This window comes from Pseudomonas borbori, from assembly GCF_900115555.1.
In the GTDB taxonomy this organism is placed as follows: Bacteria; Pseudomonadota; Gammaproteobacteria; order Pseudomonadales; family Pseudomonadaceae; genus Aquipseudomonas; species Aquipseudomonas borbori.
Genome location: NZ_FOWX01000002.1, coordinates 221,140 through 237,778, shown reverse-complemented (window position 1 = coordinate 237,778; position 16,639 = coordinate 221,140). Strand labels below are relative to the sequence as shown.

Annotated in this window: 16 protein-coding genes, 1 tRNA gene and 1 pseudogene; 9 read left to right on the top strand and 9 right to left on the bottom strand. The window is 64.4% G+C overall.

The features are described from left to right. Window positions 1-17 precede the first annotated feature (17 nt). The 4 genes from BM315_RS02465 to BM315_RS02450 all read right to left on the bottom strand — a co-directional run bounded on the left by BM315_RS02465 (window position 18) and on the right by BM315_RS02450 (window position 2,122). A complete protein-coding gene (locus tag BM315_RS02465) occupies window positions 18-947 on the bottom strand; it encodes a c-type cytochrome domain-containing protein (RefSeq protein ID WP_090497445.1) in 930 nt (309 codons plus the stop codon). Between the two features lie 142 nt (window positions 948-1,089). After that, a complete protein-coding gene (locus BM315_RS02460; protein ID WP_090497443.1) occupies window positions 1,090-1,413 on the bottom strand; it encodes a hypothetical protein in 324 nt (107 codons plus the stop codon). Further along, window positions 1,410-1,793 carry a phage holin family protein gene (locus BM315_RS02455; RefSeq protein WP_090497441.1) on the bottom strand — a complete coding sequence of 128 codons (384 nt, stop codon included), beginning with the start codon at window positions 1,791-1,793 and terminating at the stop codon, window positions 1,410-1,412. Before BM315_RS02455 ends, BM315_RS02460 begins: the two co-directional genes overlap by 4 nt. 11 nt (window positions 1,794-1,804) lie before the next feature. Continuing rightward, window positions 1,805-2,122: an ElaB/YgaM/YqjD family protein gene (locus tag BM315_RS02450; RefSeq protein ID WP_090497440.1), complete on the bottom strand. Its 318-nt coding sequence runs from the start codon at window positions 2,120-2,122 to the stop codon at window positions 1,805-1,807. A 387-nt stretch (window positions 2,123-2,509) separates the two neighbouring features. On the opposite strand from BM315_RS02450, the gene BM315_RS02445 reads away from it, so the two are divergent. Further along, window positions 2,510-3,718, top strand: a complete 1,209-nt coding sequence (locus tag BM315_RS02445) for an ammonium transporter (RefSeq protein WP_090497438.1) — start codon at window positions 2,510-2,512, stop codon at window positions 3,716-3,718. Between the two features lie 230 nt (window positions 3,719-3,948). Beyond that, window positions 3,949-4,395: pseudogene (locus tag BM315_RS02435) on the top strand (group II intron maturase-specific domain-containing protein); the annotation flags it as partial. Between the two features lie 97 nt (window positions 4,396-4,492). Here BM315_RS02435 and BM315_RS02430 read toward each other — a convergent pair. Next, entirely contained in the window at window positions 4,493-5,746 is a 1,254-nt protein-coding gene (locus tag BM315_RS02430; RefSeq protein WP_090497435.1) for an OprD family porin, read from the bottom strand. A 414-nt stretch (window positions 5,747-6,160) separates the two neighbouring features. On the opposite strand from BM315_RS02430, the gene BM315_RS02425 reads away from it, so the two are divergent. The 3 genes from BM315_RS02425 to BM315_RS02415 all read left to right on the top strand — a co-directional run bounded on the left by BM315_RS02425 (window position 6,161) and on the right by BM315_RS02415 (window position 8,840). Beyond that, the gene (locus BM315_RS02425) at window positions 6,161-7,213 is read left to right on the top strand and encodes a DUF5610 domain-containing protein (RefSeq protein ID WP_342029867.1); all 1,053 of its coding nucleotides are present in this window, start codon (window positions 6,161-6,163) and stop codon (window positions 7,211-7,213) included. A 107-nt stretch (window positions 7,214-7,320) separates the two neighbouring features. Beyond that, the gene (locus BM315_RS02420) at window positions 7,321-7,557 is read left to right on the top strand and encodes a glutaredoxin family protein (protein ID WP_090497430.1); all 237 of its coding nucleotides are present in this window, start codon (window positions 7,321-7,323) and stop codon (window positions 7,555-7,557) included. Between the two features lie 398 nt (window positions 7,558-7,955). Continuing rightward, window positions 7,956-8,840 (top strand): chemotaxis protein CheV, encoded by an 885-nt coding sequence (locus BM315_RS02415; protein WP_090497428.1) that lies wholly within the window; start codon window positions 7,956-7,958, stop codon window positions 8,838-8,840. A gap of 302 nt (window positions 8,841-9,142) precedes the next feature. On the opposite strand, the gene BM315_RS02410 is transcribed toward BM315_RS02415, so the two are convergent. From BM315_RS02410 to mobA, 3 genes are all read right to left on the bottom strand, one after another. Beyond that, window positions 9,143-9,219 (bottom strand) — tRNA-Pro (locus BM315_RS02410). 155 nt (window positions 9,220-9,374) lie between these two features. Continuing rightward, on the bottom strand, window positions 9,375-9,596 hold the full coding sequence (locus BM315_RS02405; RefSeq protein ID WP_090497426.1) for a YgdI/YgdR family lipoprotein: 222 nt from the start codon (window positions 9,594-9,596) through the stop codon (window positions 9,375-9,377). An 81-nt stretch (window positions 9,597-9,677) separates the two neighbouring features. After that, window positions 9,678-10,262, bottom strand: coding sequence for a molybdenum cofactor guanylyltransferase MobA (gene mobA, locus BM315_RS02400; protein ID WP_090497424.1), 585 nt, complete (start codon window positions 10,260-10,262; stop codon window positions 9,678-9,680). Between the two features lie 68 nt (window positions 10,263-10,330). Here mobA and moaB point away from each other — a divergent pair, with 68 nt between their 5' ends. Further along, window positions 10,331-10,870 carry a molybdenum cofactor biosynthesis protein B gene (gene moaB / locus BM315_RS02395; RefSeq protein WP_090497422.1) on the top strand — a complete coding sequence of 180 codons (540 nt, stop codon included), beginning with the start codon at window positions 10,331-10,333 and terminating at the stop codon, window positions 10,868-10,870. Further along, window positions 10,867-12,081, top strand: coding sequence for a molybdopterin molybdotransferase MoeA (locus BM315_RS02390; RefSeq protein ID WP_090497420.1), 1,215 nt, complete (start codon window positions 10,867-10,869; stop codon window positions 12,079-12,081). The genes moaB and BM315_RS02390 overlap by 4 nt, the downstream gene beginning before the upstream one ends. 133 nt (window positions 12,082-12,214) lie before the next feature. Here the strand turns inward: BM315_RS02390 and gliR are convergent, their stop codons facing one another. Further along, window positions 12,215-13,246, bottom strand: a complete 1,032-nt coding sequence (gene gliR, locus BM315_RS02385) for an AraC family transcriptional regulator GliR (RefSeq protein WP_090497418.1) — start codon at window positions 13,244-13,246, stop codon at window positions 12,215-12,217. Between the two features lie 125 nt (window positions 13,247-13,371). Here gliR and BM315_RS02380 point away from each other — a divergent pair, with 125 nt between their 5' ends. Both BM315_RS02380 and BM315_RS02375 read left to right on the top strand, forming a co-directional pair. Then, complete coding sequence (locus BM315_RS02380; protein WP_090497416.1) at window positions 13,372-14,967, top strand: FAD-binding oxidoreductase; 1,596 nt, start codon at window positions 13,372-13,374, stop codon at window positions 14,965-14,967. A 2-nt stretch (window positions 14,968-14,969) separates the two neighbouring features. Next, entirely contained in the window at window positions 14,970-16,547 is a 1,578-nt protein-coding gene (locus BM315_RS02375; RefSeq protein ID WP_170862142.1) for a glycerol-3-phosphate dehydrogenase/oxidase, read from the top strand. Window positions 16,548-16,639: the final 92 nt, after the last annotated feature.

Here is a 16,639-nt window from a genome sequence, read left to right as displayed (position 1 = left end):
CACCCTGACGTGGGCCGTCAGCGTGGCCTGATCCGCTCGGCGAGTACGCTGCCGTCATGCAGCAGGCGGCCGCGTACCTGCACATAGTCGCCGGCCTGGGGCGAATGCTCGAGGCGGGTCGCGGCGTTGACCTTGAGTGCCAGCCCGTCCAGCCGCCAGTTGCCGTCTAGCGTGCCGTGCAGGCGCAGCTTCGCCCCGCTGGGCATGGGCGCCAGCTTGTCCTGCGCATCGCGGGCGCCTTGCTCGACCCAGGCGACGATCAAGGCGATCTCCTTCTCATCGAGAAAGGGCGGGCCGTCATAAGGCATGCGCGGCCGTGCCTGTCCACGGATGCGCCGCACCAGCTCGCTGGCCCCGGGCGAACCTGGCACCACGCGTGCGCGCTCGCCGTAGGCCAGGGTCGCGGCATAGGACGACAGCAGATAGCCCTCGGGCGCGGCTCCCATGATCCCGGATGCCGAATGACACTTGACGCAGCGCTGGTTGAGAATCCTCTCGACATGGCTGTAGTTCACCGTTTCGCCGGGTTGCGGCGAGGGTGTGGCCGGGCGCTTGGCCCCGGTATTCTGCGCAGGAGAGTCTGCCCCGGGCGGCAGGCCAACGGCGATCCAGCGCTCGAACAGGGCGATCTCCGCCGCACTGAGAAAGGGTGGGCCGTTCAGCGGCATGCGCGGCAGGCTGAGACCCTTGAGGCGCTTGAGCAGTTCACTGCCGGCGGGATCGCCCGGCCGCACCACGGGGCCGCGCTGACTGCCCGCGAGCAGCTGCTCCAGGCTGTCGAACGACAGGCCCAGCGGTGCCTGCGGGCCGCTGTGGCAGAGTACGCAACGGTTCTGCAGGATCGCTGCGATAGCGCTATAGGTCGGTTCCGCCGCGTTGCTCGGCAGACCTGCGAGCAGGGCCGGCAGCAGGGCAATCGCCAGCGTGCGGGAGACATGAACAGGCATGGAGAACCGCCCCAGGGTTGCAGCTCGGTCTCCCAAGACTAGCTGGTGCCCCGTTACCGGGCGAAAAGTTTCAGCGGGCAAAGCCGCCGTAACCCGTGAGTGGGTTATGGCTCAACCAGGCCCTAGCGTGCCGGTCACTCGCTTATGGGGCTTTGGTCTCACGCGGCGGGTTGCGCCTGAGCAGCGGGAAGGCGATCAGGGCAATCCGCAGCCAGCGTCGCCAGTTGCCGCGGCGTACGCCCAGGGTCGCCAGCAGCAGGGCGCCACCGGCGACCCAGAGTGGTGCGTTACTTTTGCTCAACTCTTCACGCCAATGGCTGCCAAGATACTGCGCCTGCCGCAGCGGTTGCAGCATCACCAGGGTTTCGTGGCGCAGTTCCTGGCGATGCATTTCCAGGCGCAGGCGCAGCATGGCTTTGCGCAACTCGCTGCGCGAGGCCTTGGCGGGTAGTTCAGGCAGGCTCATGGCAGCAGTTGCTCGCGGTCGCGGGCCAGTTCTTCGAGGCTGGCACTGAATGGTGGAGGGGCGTTGCGCAGCAGTGTCAGCAAGCGCAGCAGGCAGATCAGCAGGCCCAGGCCATAAGCGGCGCACAGGAGAACGATCACCGTCAGTCGATGGCTGTCCCAGAAGTTGATCAGCAGCGCGGCGGACAGACCAATCACCAGGAGCAAGCCAAACACCAGGCTCAGGCTGGCCAGCACCAGCAAGCGAAGCGTGTGGCCCTGCTGTTCTTTGAGCTCTTCGCCAAACAGCGCGACATGGCCATGTAATAAACCCAGCAGGGCAGCGGCAAAGCGCCGTGGCGCGCCGCCGCGGCTGGGTGTGGCGGAGGCTGTGGCGTCCATGTCTTCTCTCATCAGCGCCGCGTGATCAGCATGCCCAGCAGCAAGCCGATGGCGGCGGCCACCCCCAGGGTTTGCCACGGATGGGTCTGTACATAACCCTCGGTAGCCTGAACTGCAGCCCTACCGCGATCACGCAGCGAGTCTTCGGCGTTGTGCAAGGTGGAACGGGCGCGACCGAGGCTGGCGCGGATCTGTTCGCGTAGTTCTTCGGCTTGCTCGCCAACCAGGCTGGCGGAATGCTGCAGCAGCTTTTCAGTGTCGGTAACCAGTGCCTGAAATTCGTTGAGCAGTTCGTCTTGGCTTGTCGAGTTTGCATTATTACGGGGCATCGGCTTTCTCCTTGAGCGATTCTGTTCAGTGTAGAAGGTTCGAGTGTGGTGCCGGAGTTGGGTTCCTTCTTTTATAGGGCCGGGCGGGTTCGCCTGCTGATCGATCGAGTGCTGGTACAACGCTTGCATTGTGCTGGTGCGCGCCTTTGCCGGAGTGCTCTTTTATGGGGCTTGGAAAGGGTTGGCCTGGACGCCCTGGTGCATTGATAAGCCACTAATAAATAAAGATTAAGTACCTTGTGTGCAGTTTCAAGTAGGGCCATTTCGGTGCCCGGCATGGCTGTATTACATGAAGCAGGTCGGTCGATGTGCTGCCAGATGGTGCGTCTGTAGTCATTAGCGACCTTCTTTGGTGCAAATTCTCTAACCATGGAGTTTTCTTCGCTGATGGAAGATATCAATAGTGCTGTGGAAACCCTGATTCACGGCTCCAATACCCTGTTTATCCTGCTTGGTGCGGTCATGGTGCTGGCCATGCACGCCGGCTTCGCCTTTCTCGAGGTGGGTACGGTGCGGCAGAAGAATCAGGTCAACGCCTTGTCGAAGATCATCTCCGACTTCGCCGTGTCGGCCCTGGCCTATTTCTTTATAGGCTATTGGATCGCCTATGGCGTGACTTTCCTCGAACCGGCGAGCGTGCTGACCGAAGGCAACGGCTATGCCCTGGTCAAGTTCTTCTTCCTGATGACCTTCGCCGCAGCGATCCCGGCGATCATCTCCGGCGGCATCGCCGAGCGCGCCAGGTTCGGTCCGCAACTGTGCGCCACCATCCTGATCGTGGCCTTCGTCTACCCGTTCTTCGAGGGTGTGATCTGGAACGGCAACTACGGCGTTCAGGCTTGGCTCGAGGCGCAGTTCGGCGCGCCGTTCCATGACTTCGCCGGCTCGGTGGTGGTGCATGCGATGGGCGGCTGGCTGGCCCTGGGCGCGGTGTTGTTGCTGGGGCGGCGTAACGGGCGCTATCGCGACGGCAAGCTGGTGGCCTTCGCGCCGTCGAATATTCCGTTTCTCGCCCTGGGCTCGTGGATCCTGATCATCGGTTGGTTCGGCTTCAACGTGATGAGTGCGCAGACCCTGGGCAGCGTCAGCGGCCTGGTGGCGGTCAATACCCTGATGGCGATGGTCGGCGGTACCGTGGCGGCCTTGCTGGTCGGGCGCAATGACCCGGGCTTTCTGCACAACGGCCCGTTGGCCGGGCTGGTGGCGGTATGCGCCGGCTCCGACCTGATGCACCCGGTAGGCGCCCTGGTCACCGGCGCCATCGCCGGAGCGCTGTTCGTCTGGGCGTTCACCGCGACCCAGGTCAAATGGAAGATCGACGACGTGCTCGGCGTCTGGCCGCTGCATGGCCTGTGCGGCGTGTGGGGCGGCATCGCCTGCGGGATCTTCGGTCAGCAGGCGTTCGGCGGCCTGGGCGGCGTCAGCCTGAGCAGCCAACTGGCCGGCACGCTGCTCGGCGTGCTGGTGGCGTTGCTCGGTGGCCTGCTGGTGTATGGCGTGCTCAAGGCGCTGGTCGGCATCCGCCTGAGTCAGGAAGACGAGTTCAACGGCGCCGACTTGTCGATCCACAAGATCGGCTCGGTCAGCGAAGACTGAGCAAGGCGACCCAGAACGCAAAAAGCCCGCTCGAATGAGCGGGCTTCTTGTTTGGTGCGCCCAGCATGGGCGCAATCTTGTGGGTGAGAGTCCCACCGCGAGTTGACCACAGCGAACGAAGTGAAGCGCAACTGCATGAGGGTGACCGAGTGTGGGGAGGAAGCGTGGAGCGAAGCCGCGAGCCGATGAACAAGAACCGGATACAAGGCGAAGCCGACCAGGGCGAGCGGGCCAATGGCCGCAAGTTCCTGGGTTATGCCTTCTGGTCTTCCCGTGGCGAAGTCAAGCGCGCCGTGGCGGTCAAGGCGCGTAAGCAGTTCAAGCAGCGCATCCGCTGGCTCACTCGCCGCTCGGGAGGTCGTAGCCTGCAGCAGACCGTCGCTGGCCTGCGGCCTTACGTCTTGGGTTGGAAAGCCTACTTTGGCCTGTCGCAAACCCCGAAAGTCTGGCGCGAGTTGGATGAATGGATGCGTCATCGCCTGCGAGCGATCCAGCTCAAACACTGGAAGCGCGGCACGACGACCTACAGGGAACTGCGAGCACTGGGTGCCAGTGAAGGAACGGCACAGGCAGTGGCGAGAAACGCCCGTCGCTGGTGGCGTAACAGCTATCTGGAACTGAATCGGGTGCTGAACATAGCTTGGTTCGACCGCCTGGGATTACCCCGCCTGACCTAACCTCAATCTCTCGAACCGCCCGGTGCGGACCCGCATGCCGGGTGGTGTGGCAGGGGAACGGCCTGCGAAGGCCGTCCCCTATGCCGATCGTCTGGCTTTACAGCAGCGGGATGCTGTAGCTGACGATTAGGCGGTTCTCGTCGAGGTCGCCGCCGGTGGCCGCGGCATTGCTGCGGACCATTGCATTGCGCCAGCGCACGCCGAGGTTTTTCAGGGGACCTTCCTGCACGGTGTAGCTGATATCCAGGTCGCGCTCCCATTCCTTGCCATCGCGCCCGCCGGCACCGGCGAAGTCTTCACCGGTTACATAACGGACGAAGGCGACCAGGCCGGGTACGCCATAGGAGGCGAAGTTGATGTCGTAGCGCGCCTGCCAGGACTGCTCGTCCTTGCGGGTGAAGTCGAGGATCTGCAGGTAGTTGACGATGTAAGGGTCGGTTTCGTTGAGGAAGGGGAAGGCGTTTTCGCCGCTGACGTCCTGATAACCCAGGCGGAAGGTGTGCGCACCCAGGCCGGCCCAGAGGTTGACCGAGGTCAGGTCGTTATCGAGCGTGCCGCCGAGTTTCTTGCCATTGTCCTGGGAGTCGAAGTACGCCAGGTTGGCGCCGAGCTTCCAGTCGCCAATTGGCTGGATGTGAACCAGGTTGTAGAGTTTCTGATCGTAGATGTCTTCAAGTTCGCCGTACCACAGGCCGACCGTGGTATTGCCGCCGTTGAACTTGTAGTCGCCGCCAGCGAAGTTGTAGCGGTCGCTCTGACCGCCGACGTTGGTGGCAATGATGTCCTGGCTGTCGGTGGAGTTGCGGAAGTTCACCTCGCGCAGTTGGCCACCGTTGAGGCTCAGGCCATCTATTTCCTGGGAATTGATCATGCCGCCGTTGAAGACCTGGGGCAGCAAGCGCGAGTCGCCGGAAGAAACGATCGGCAATTTCGGCATCAGGCCACCGACCTTGGCCACGGTCTTCGACATTTTCACTTTGAGCGCCGCGGTGGCCTCGGAATATTCGTCCGGGCCTTCGTTGCCAAAGCTATTGGGCAACAGGTTGGTGCCAGCGCGCTCATCCGACGAATCGAGTTTCAGGCCCAGGCCGGCATAGGCGTCCAGGCCGAAGCCGACGGTGCCTTCGGTAAAGCCGGACTCGGCTTTGAAGATAAAGCCCTGTGCCCACTCCTCACGTTTGGATTGCTGCGCCGCTGTGCTATTGCGCAGATCGCGGTTCAGGTAGAAGTTGCGCAGTTCGAGGCCGGCTTTGCTGTCTTTGATGAACTCGGCGTGAGCCAGGGACGGTAGGGTGAGGCTGGCGCCCAGGGTGGCGAAGGCCACTGCTTGGGCGAGGCGCGTCTTACTCATTATTATTGTCTCCATGATGGTGTGCGGACCGGCTCGTGACCGACCTGTTACGGCATTGCGGAATAAACCACGCGCGCGCTTGACCGGCCTTTAGACTTTAGTCGGCACGCTTTATTTATCAGTGGTTTGGGTGTGACCAGCGGGTCTGCATCGGCTGCTGGTTCAGGTGTTCGAGGACGCTGACATGCTGGGGTTGCCCCAGGGGCAGCGCTCTACATGGGCTGGGTATTGGCTGAACGCTTGGGTTTTGCGGCCTGCGCGCCGCTGGTCGGCCGGTACCCGCCGCCCGCTCAAGTTTGCCGGCGAGCGGCCGTCAACCGAGTGGATATCCCGCCCTGGTACTTCGTCATGAATTCGCTGGCCTCGCTCGCATCGCCTGCCTCACGTTCGTCTCTGCCGCATAATCCGCCAGGCATGCGCATTGCCGCCGATGCGCAGCAGACCCTGGCCAATCGTCTGGCTGGGCGCCTCGGCCTGGAGCCGGGTGGGTTGAGTGGCAAGCATGATTCTTTCAGTCCGGAAAAGGTTGCCTCGGTGGTGCTCGGCTTTATCGAGCAGCGTCTGCACAGCGAAGCGGCTGGTGGCGCCGATCCGGCCAAGCTGCAAGGGTTAATGAGCCAGGCGCGCGATGGGGTGGAGAAAGGCTTTGCCGAGGCGCGCAAGATTCTCGATGGCATGGGCGTCTTGCAAGGCAAGGTGGCGGCGGACATCGACGATACCTACCAGCGCATCCAGGATGGTCTGGGCGAGCTCGATCAACGCTTCGCACCGTCCGTATTGGAAGCCGCCGGCACTACCCGGATCGCGGCCTCCAGTGAGCGCTTCGCCGCAGTCGCGCAGACCTTCGAAATGGCGGTGACCACCCGCGCCGGCGATCGCCTGCGCATCTCCATCGCCCAGGCTTCGGCCAGCTGGTCGCAAACCGGGGTTACCGCCACCGGCAGCGGCAGTGCTGCGACGCTGGTCGCCAGCAGTCAGTCCGGCAGCGTGCGCATAGGCGCTTGGCAGGTCGACGTCGAAGGCGAGTTGGACGAACAGGAGCGTGCGGCCCTGGACAAGCTTTTTGCTCAGGTGCAGGACCTTTCCGACAAGTTCTATGCCGGGGACCTGACGGGCGCTTTCGATCGTGCCATGGCGCTGGAGATGGATGGCGAGCAGCTGGCCTCCATGTCCCTGCGCCTGACCCAGAGCAGCGTGCGCCAGGCCAGCGACGCCTACAGCGCCGTGGCCGAGCAGGGCGGTCAGGCGGCCAGTGTGGTTAATGCGTCGCTGATTGATTATGCCAAGGGGCTGTTCGAGGCGTTGCGCAACGTCAATGAGCTGCTCGAGGATGGTCGCGGTAGTCTGCAGGATCTGCTCAAGGGTGGATTTGCTTTGGATCCACGTCTCGACAGGGCACGCCTGGAAAAGGCCGAGCTGCTTAACAGTCGCTTGCTCGAGGGTCTGCAAGGTCTGCCGGGGCTCTGATGCTGGCGCAACCTGATGCCAGCAGGGCGCGGTGCCAGACTGCAAGTCCCGGTGCTAGCCTGCAAGTCCCGGTGCTAGACTGCAAGTCCCTGTATGGAGGCCTGTGGATGCTCCCTGAATGCCAACTGTTCGGCACCCTTGGCTGTCATTTATGTGATGTGGCCGAGGCGATGCTGATGCCTTTCGTCGAACATGGCTTGCTGGTCGAACTGATCGATATCGTCGAACGCGATGACTGGGTCGAACGCTATGCCTTGCGCATCCCCGTATTGCGTCGCTGCGATACCGGCGCCGAACTCAACTGGCCGTTCGAGTCCGAGCAGGTTGTAGCGTTCTTGCGCTGAGAGGGGGTGATTGTCTGCTGCGGCGCACGCCCGACTTATGACAAGCGCCGGCGCCTTGCCGCGAGCATCCGGTGTGCAGCTGCGCTACGGCGCTCGATTTCACCGCATCTGAGGGTTCAGTTCCTGTGCGGCCGGTCGATAATGGTTCAACTCGTATTGGTTACGCCTGTTTTTCCGTGCGTGGTCCGCAGGTAAGCCGGGGCAATTGGCCGGTGCTCGAATTTCCCCGGATTGCATCCGGGCTGCACATAATCGATTCGTTTGGCTTGAGTGAAGGCGATTGCGCCACTGTTCGGCTTGCCACGGCTCGCTGAACGGGTAATTTTTGTCGGCCGGGTCAGCCTCAACTGTTAGGCTCTAAGCATGTTGGGGGCTGAATTCGACGCGGAGGGTGATTGATGAGTGCGGTGTTGGGGGATGCGTTGTCGCTGCTGTTGTTCCGTTTGCACAGTGGCCGGTTGTTAGGCATTAACCTGTTGAAGGTTCAGGAAATCATTCCTTGTCCGGCATTGACCAAGCTGCCCAATCGCCATCCTCATGTGCGCGGGGTGGCGACCCTGCGCGGCGCGTCCCTGATCGTGGTCGACCTGGCGCGGGCAATTGGCGAGCGTGGCGAAACCGACAGCCGGGACGGTTGCCTGATCGTCACCGAGCTGAGTCGTTCGCGCCAGGGGTTGCAGGTGCAAAGTGTCGAGCGCATCGTCCAGTGCTCCACCCGCGATGTGCGTCCGCCACCGGCCGGCAGCGGGGCGCGGGCCTTCATCACGGGTGTGACCCAGATCGATGGCGCCATCGTGCAGATTCTCGACATCGAGAAAGTCCTCCACGAAATCACTCCCGAGCAGCCTGAGGAGCTCGATGAGCAGTTGCTCACGGACGCCGAGCGCAAACTGCTGCGCGGTCGTCGTGTCCTGGTGGTGGACGACTCCCACGTGGCCCTGCGGCAGACGCTGGCCACGTTGCGCAAGCTCGAGCTGGATTGCCAGGCGGTGAGAAGCGCCGCCAGTGCGCTGGACGTGCTGCTCACCCAGCATCAGGCCGGGCTGCCGATCGAAGTCCTGGTCTCGGATATCGAAATGCCGGAGATGGATGGCTACAGCCTGGTCCGTGAAATTCGTCAGCGCAGTGATATCGGCCAGACCTATGTGCTGCTGCACACCTCGCTGGATAGCACCATGAACACCGAAAAGGCCCGCTCGGTAGGCGCCAACGATGTGCTCACCAAGTTTTCCACCGTGGACCTGAGCAAGGCGCTACTGCACGCCTTTCAAAGCCTTGCCTGATAATGCGTAGGTTGGGTTGGTGGCGCTGAGAGGTTGTGGCGTTGGCGCGTCGATCGCTCGGGTGCCAGCCGGGTGGGCTGTGCTGGCCACGGTCGGTGCGGTGACTGACTCTCTGGGCGCGCGCCTGACTAAGCCTGCGAATCCGCCAGCGTTTCCCGGGTGCAATCGGGGCAGACCCATGCTTTGCGTCGTCCCGGATGGCATCTCGGCCACCGGATTTGCGCTTGCCGGGTTCGGCGCGGTGTCTTGAACAAATCGCAGGCAATAAAAAACCCGCCGAATAGGCGGGTTTTTAAGGGAATTGGTCGGAGAGACAGGATTCGAACCTGCGACCTTCTCGTCCCGAACGAGACGCGCTACCAAGCTGCGCTACACTCCGAATAATCCGCATTTTACTGAAAAAGTTTTGTTGCACAAGGGGTTAGGCTGATATTTTTTTGCCGGCGACAGGGCGCACTATGAGTACTTTCGGTTCTTAGCCTGCAGCCAGGGGACACTCAACGGTTGAAGTGTCCACCTGCGCGCAGGCTGTGCTTACAGCTCCTGGATGGTCCGTACCTGGTCCTTGTTGACCTTGGCGCGGTTGCCGTCGAGCTGCTGGAATTCGTAGAAGCCCGAGTCGTTATCGAACGCCGGTGTGTCGATGGTCTGGATTTCACGGCCATCGTTGAGGGTGATGACCGATGGCGATGCGCAGCCTGCCAGTGCGGCCAGGCCCAGGGCGAGCAGGAATGCGGGAAGGATCCGCTGAGTCATGACGTGTTTCCTAGTTGTTGGTAAGGGCTATGTACTCAGCCTATGACGGATAATGGGCGGCCAAGTTCAGTGGCGGGCGAATCATTCGCTGTTCTGCGCGAGCAGTTCAGGGGTATTGAGGTTGGCCAGGCGCGGATCGTTGGGCGGGCAAACGACTGCAACGGGATCGTGCCGGCATAGCCAGCGTTGCGGGCTGCGTTCCCCGGCCTGCCACGCCTCTTCGAGTGTACTGGCCAGAGCTTTGGGGATCAGGCTGAACAGGGGTTCCCAGAAGTCGCCCTGACGCACCATGACCGGTCGGCTGCCGGCCTCGCCCAGTAGCGCCTCGAGCAAGGCGCGGTCGAGCAGGGGCGTATCGCACGGCAGCACCAGCAAATAGTCGTGACGGGCCGCCTGCAGACCGGCGCGGATGCCGGCCAGCGGGCCGCGGAAGTGCTCGTCCCCATCGCTGATCAGGCGGTCGGCAAAGGCCTCGTAGCGTTCGCTGTTGCGGTTGCAGGAGATGATCAGATCATCGCTGAGCGGTCGTACCAGGTCATGCAACCAGGCGATCAGCGGGCGGCCTTGCCACTCGATCAGGCCCTTGTCACGGCCACCCATGCGTTGTCCGCGCCCACCGCACAACAACAGGATGGAACAGCTAGGCAGTGCAGGGGGGGCGAGCATGGTAGAGCCTCCAAAGGTGGGCCTGTGATATAACATTGCGCTTCCCCACAGACAACTGGAAGCCTGCCATGAACCACAAGGCCGAGGCGCAATTCGTGCCCTTGAATATCGCCGTGCTGACCGTCAGCGATACCCGTACCCAGGAAACCGACACCTCCGGCCAGCTGTTCGTCGACCGTCTGCAGGCGGCCGGGCATGGCCTGGCGGCGCGGGTGTTGCTCAAGGACGACCTGTACAAGATCCGCGCCCAGGTCGCGAGCTGGATCGCCGACGACAGCGTGCAAGTGGTGCTGATCACCGGCGGTACCGGCTTCACCGGCCGCGACAGTACCCCGGAAGCCGTAACCTGCCTGCTGGACAAGCAGGTGGACGGTTTCGGCGAGCTGTTCCGGCAGATTTCCGCAGTCGATATCGGCACCTCGACCATTCAGTCCCGTGCCCTGGCCGGCATGGCCAACGGCACCCTGGTGTGCTGTCTGCCGGGTTCGACCAACGCCTGTCGCACCGCCTGGGACGGTATTCTCGCCGAGCAACTGGATGCCCGTCATGGCCCCTGCAACTTCGTTGCTCACTTGAAACAGATGGCTGCCTGCGAGAGCCGCGGATGAACGGCGGCGAACAATCCGGCCTGCTGCCGGTCGAGGCGGCGCTGCAGCGCTTGCTGACGCTGGCCGAGGCGGCGCCGATCGGCGACAACCAGCGGGTCGGCCTGGCCGACGCCGACGGCCGGGTGCTGGCCGAGCCGCTGATTGCCGGGCTGGACTTGCCGCCCTGGGCCAATAGCGCGATGGACGGTTACGCCCTGTGCCTGGCCGACTGGGCCGGTGAGCCGCTGACGGTCAGTCAGCGCATTCAGGCCGGCAGTGCGCCGCCGCCGCTGCAACCTGGCAGCTGCGCGCGGATCTTTACCGGTGCGCCGCTGCCGGCGGGTGCCGATACGGTGGAAATGCAGGAAAACGTCGTGGTCGAGGCCGATGGCCGGGTGCGTTTCAGCGAGCCGCTGCGACTCGGCCAGAACGTCCGCCAGCAGGGCCAGGAAACCCGGGTCGGCGACCACCTGTTGCCGGCGGGAACGCGCCTGGGCCCGATCGAACTGGGCCTGGCGGCCTCGTTGGGGATCGCCGAGCTGAGCGTACGCCGGCGTCTGCGGGTGGCGGTGCTGTCCACCGGCGACGAACTGGTCGAGCCGGGCCTGCCGCTGGGGCCGGGGCAGATCTACAACAGCAATCGCCGCCTGCTGATCGCCTGGCTGCGGCGCCTCGGCTGCGCGGTGGTGGATGGCGGCATCCTCGCCGACGATCTGCAGCTGACCCGCGCGGCCTTGGCGGCCCTGAGCGATGTCGACCTGATCCTGTCCACCGGCGGGGTATCGGTGGGCGAGGCGGATTTTCTCGGTGTGGCGCTACGCGAAGAGGGCGAGCTGGCCCTCTGGAAGCTGGCGATCAAGCCGGGCAAGCCGCTGACCTGCGGGCAGTTCCGTGGCGTGCCGGTGATCGGCCTGCCGGGCAATCCGGCCTCGACCCTGGTGACCTTCGGTCTGTTGGCGCGGCCCTATCTGCTGCGCCGCATGGGAGTACAGCGGGTCGAGCCGCTGGGGTTTGCGCTGCCGGCCGGTTTCACCTGGAACAAGCCGGGCAAGCGCCGCGAGTACCTGCGCGCGCGTCTGCAGAATGGGCGGGTGGTGCTCCACCCCAACCAGAGTTCCGGCGTATTGCGCAGCGCCGCCTGGGCCGAGGGGCTGGCCGAGGTACTGGAAGGCACGACCCTGGCCGAGGGCGACAGCCTGCGCTTTATCCCGCTGAGCGAGATCCTCGGGTAGGTGGCTATGTAGGATGGGGCGGGCCGCGTAGGTCGGGCCGCGTGGGTTGAGCGCAGCGATACCCATCATTGCCTGGCGTCGTTAAATCAACAGCATGGTTATCGCAAGCTCAACCTACGCGGCCCGACCCATCCTACGGGTTCTGCACTTGGCGCTGGTTCTCGCGAAACTGCCCCGGGGTCTGCCCGGTCCAGCTCTTGAAACTGCGGTGGAAGGAGCGCGCCTCGGTGAAGCCCAGGTAGCTGGCGATGTCCTGGATCGCCAGGTCGCTGCGCAGCAGGTAGTGCTTGGCCAGTTCCTGGCGCAGCTGATCGAGAATTTGCTGGTAGCTGGTGTCGGCCTGCTGCAGGTGACGCTGCAGGGTGCGCAGCGTCATGTTGAATTTCTCCGCCACGCGTTCCTTGCGCGGCAGGCCGTCCTTGAGCAGCAGGCGCAAGGCGTTCTTGACCCGCTGCGGCAACGCTTGGTCGTCATCCAGGCCGGCCATCAGGGCCAGGGCATGTTCTTCCAGGGTGCGCAGCAGGTTGGCGTCGGCCTGGCGTAGCGGCATGCCGAGGTATGCCTGCGGCACGATCAGGGCGTTGCAGGCTTGCTCGAAGCGCACCGGGCAACCGAACACCGTGCCGTACTCGGCGCTGTCCACGCCCACAGGCAGGGCATGCTCGAACCAGACTTCCTGCGGCGAGCGCTGCATGTCGGCGATCCAGCGCGCATAGAGCAGCCAGGACGCCAGCACGTCCTCGACCATGTGCCGGCGGACCAGCGCGGTCTCATGACGGCAGCTCCAGATCAGCTTGACCGGATCGGCGCTCGCCTCGATCCGGCTGACGCCCATGTCGCCCACCAGTTTTTCATAGGGCACGATCCGGCTCATGGCCTCGCCCAGGGTGGCGCAATTCATGGCGATATAACCGAGCACGCTCCAGGAGCCGGGCTGCACGAAGCGCGCGCAATGCAGGCCGAACAGCGGATCGCCGGAGGCCTCGATCAGGTGCTGGAGCAGGCGTTGGTGGGTCGCGCCGGGAAGGCGCTTGCCGTTGTCCGCAAGCTCGTCGGCCGCCACGCCCGCCGCCGCCAGCGCCTGATCGATATCCAGACCCAGCTGTTCGGCGTGGCGCAGGTACTTGAGCAGGGCAGGAACCGAGGTATAGCCGAGATTGTGCATAGACTCCTTATTCGCAATGGCTCGATTGGCGACAGTGCCTGTCCCGATCCGACAGTGACGCCGGGCGGCGGCTGGCTAGTATAGGCAGTCAATGATGGCGACCGAAATATCCAGGGGAGAGGCTGATGCGACGTTGGAACGGCTGGGGCGATGAGACAACAGTGGTGGAATTGCCGAGCCATGGCGAGGCCTTTCTTGCCGAGCTGATCGGCCCCGGTCAGGCGCTGGCCGATGCCAGTCTGGAGCAGGTGCTGGCCAAGGTGCCGGCTTCGCGTCTATCGGCCCACCCGCTGGTCAGCCTGGACGCCGAGGCGCGGCTGCGGCATGCCCGCGGCCAGAGCCTGGCGGACTGGTTGGCGATGCGCTCCGGCGAGTTCGGCGTGTTTCCCGACGGGGTCGCCTTCCCGGAAAGTGCCGCGCAGATTCGCCAGTTGCTGGCCTGGGCCAGCCAGCAGGATCTGATCGTGATTGCCTATGGCGGCGGCACCTCGGTGGCCGGGCATATCAATCCGCAAGCCAGTGACAAGCCGGTGCTGACCTTGTCGCTGGAGCGCATGGGCAAGCTGATCGAGATCGACGACGACAGCCTGATCGCCACCTTCGGTCCCGGCGCCAATGGCCCGCAGGTGGAAAGCCAGTTGCGCGCCCGTGGTTACACCCTCGGCCATTACCCGCAGTCCTGGGAGCTGTCGACCCTTGGCGGCTGGGTCGCCAGTCGTTCCAGTGGTCAGCAGTCGCTGCGTTACGGGCGCATCGAGCAGTTGTTTGCCGGCGGCAAGGTCGAGACCTTCGCCGGCACCCTGGAGATTCCGAGCTTTCCAGCTTCCGCTGCCGGTCCCGACCTGCGTGAGCTGCTGCTGGGCTCGGAAGGGCGCTTCGGCATCATCTCCGAGGTCAAGGTACGCATCAGCCGCCTGGCCGAACAGGAAAATTTCTACGCGGTATTCATGCCCGATTGGCAGCAGGCATTGGCGGGCATTCGCCGCCTGGCCCAGGCGCGCGTGCCGCTGTCGATGCTGCGCCTGTCCAATGCTGGCGAAACCCGTACCCAGCTGGCTCTGGCTGGTCATCCGCAACAGATCGCCTGGCTGGAGAAATACCTGGCCCTGCGTGGCGCCCGCGAGGGCAAGTGCATGCTGACCTTCGGCGTCACCGGCAGCCGCACGCAGAATGGCGCTTCGCTGAAGCAGGCCAAGGCTTTGTTGAAAGGCTTTGGCGGCGTGTTCAGCGGCACCCTGCTGGGCAAGAAGTGGGTGGAGAACCGCTTTCGCTTCCCCTACCTGCGCCATGGCCTGTGGAGTGCCGGCTACGCGGTGGACACCCTGGAAACCGCCACCGACTGGAGCAATGTCGACAGCCTGCTGAACAAGGTCGAGGTCAGCCTGCGCGACGGCCTGGGTGAGGAGGGCGAGCGGGTGCATGTGTTCACCCACCTGTCCCATGTCTACGGTGAGGGATCGAGCATCTACACCACCTATGTGTTCCGCCCCGGCAACAGCTACGAGCAGGCCCTGGCGCGCTGGCAAAGGCTCAAGCACGCCGCCAGCCAGACCATCGTCGCCAACGGCGGCACCATCAGTCATCAGCATGGCGTCGGCCGCGACCACGCGCCTTATCTGGCCGTGGAAAAGGGCGAGCTGGGCATGGCGGCGCTCAAGGCCTTGTCCGCCCACTTCGACCCGGAGCAGCGCCTGGCTCCAGGCGTGTTGCTCGAGCAATGAGCATGCCCGCCTGGAACGCCGCCTGGCGCGAGGGTGCGCTGGCCGAGCTGGCCGCGCGCGACTGGGACTTGATCGTCATCGGTGGCGGCATCAGCGGCGCCGGTATTCTGCGCGAGGCGGCGCGGCGCGGCTGGACCTGCCTGCTGCTGGAACAGCGCGATTTCGCCTGGGGCACCTCCAGTCGCTCGTCGAAGATGGTCCACGGCGGCCTGCGCTATATCGCCAAGGGCCAGCTCAAGCTGACCCGTGACTCGGTGCGCGAGCGTCAGCGCCTGCTGCAGGAGGCTCCCGGCCTGGTCGATCCGCTGAGCTTCATGATGGCGCATTACCGGGGGCAGTTTCCCGGGCCGAAAGTGTTCGGCGGGCTGTTGGCGCTGTACGACGCCCTGGCCGGCAAGCGCAACCATCTGTACTACCCGCTGCAGCAGTTGTGTTATCTCGCCCCCGGCCTCAAACAAGACGGCCTGTTCGGCGGCACGCGCTTCTTCGATGCGCTGACCGATGACGCCCGCCTGGTCATGCGCGTGCTGGGCGAGGCCCGTGGCGACGGTGGCGAGGCGCTCAACGGGGTCAAGGTGCTCGAGTTGCTGCGCGACAACGGCCGGGTGGTCGGCCTGCTCGGCGAGGATCGCGAAAGCGGCCGGCGCTTCAATTTTCGCAGCCGGGTCGTGGCCCAGGCCACCGGCGCCTGGACGGACCGGTTGCGGGCGACATCCAGCGAGCATATCCGTCCGCTGCGCGGCAGTCATCTGCTGCTGCCGGCCTGGCGCCTGCCGGTGGCCCATGCCTTCAGCTTCATGCACGAGCAGGATGGAAGGCCGGTGTTCGTCTTCCCCTGGGAAGGCGCGACCGTGGTCGGTACCACCGATCTCGATCATTCAGAGCCGCTGGATCGGGAGGCACGAATTAGCGTAGAGGAAGTGGATTACCTGCTGGCGGCCTGCGCCCAGCAATTTCCCGCTGCGGCGATCACGGCCCGCGACCTGTTGTCGACCTGGGCCGGGGTACGGCCGGTGGTCAGAGATGGCGCAGCCGGGCGCAAACCCTCGGACGAGACGCGTGAGCATGCGCTGTGGAGCGAGCCCGGTTGCGTGACCCTGGCCGGTGGCAAGCTGACCACCTTCCGTCTGCTGGCCCTGGAGGTGCTGCGGGCCTGCGCCGAGATGCTCGGACAGACGCTGGACGACCAGGGCGGTGAGATTTTTCGCCCCGGCGTGCTCCCGCCGATGCCCACCCTCAGCCCCGCCCAGCAGCGGCGTCTGGCCGGCCGGCATGGCCGCGAGCTGCCTGGCTTGCTGGCGTTGCTCGATGAGGTGGGCAGCGAGCGGGTGGCCGGCAGCGATACGCTGTGGGTGGAGCTGGCCTGGGCGGCTCAGAACGAGCTGGTGCTGCACCTGGACGATCTGCTGCTGCGCCGCACCCGCCTCGGTTTGCTCCTGGCTGAAGGCGCAAAGGCCGAGTTGCCGCAGATTCGTGCGCTGTGCCAGGCTCGCCTGGGCTGGGACGACGGGCGCTGGGACAGCGAAGAGCGGGATTACCTTGAACTCTGGCGATGCTGTTACAGCCCGCCAGCCAAGTAGGGTGCGCCGCGCACACCATCTGACTGTCGGTGCGCACGGCCTCGGCGGCCCCGCGCACCCGACGCGAGTTCGACTAACGGTAAGGACTGTGC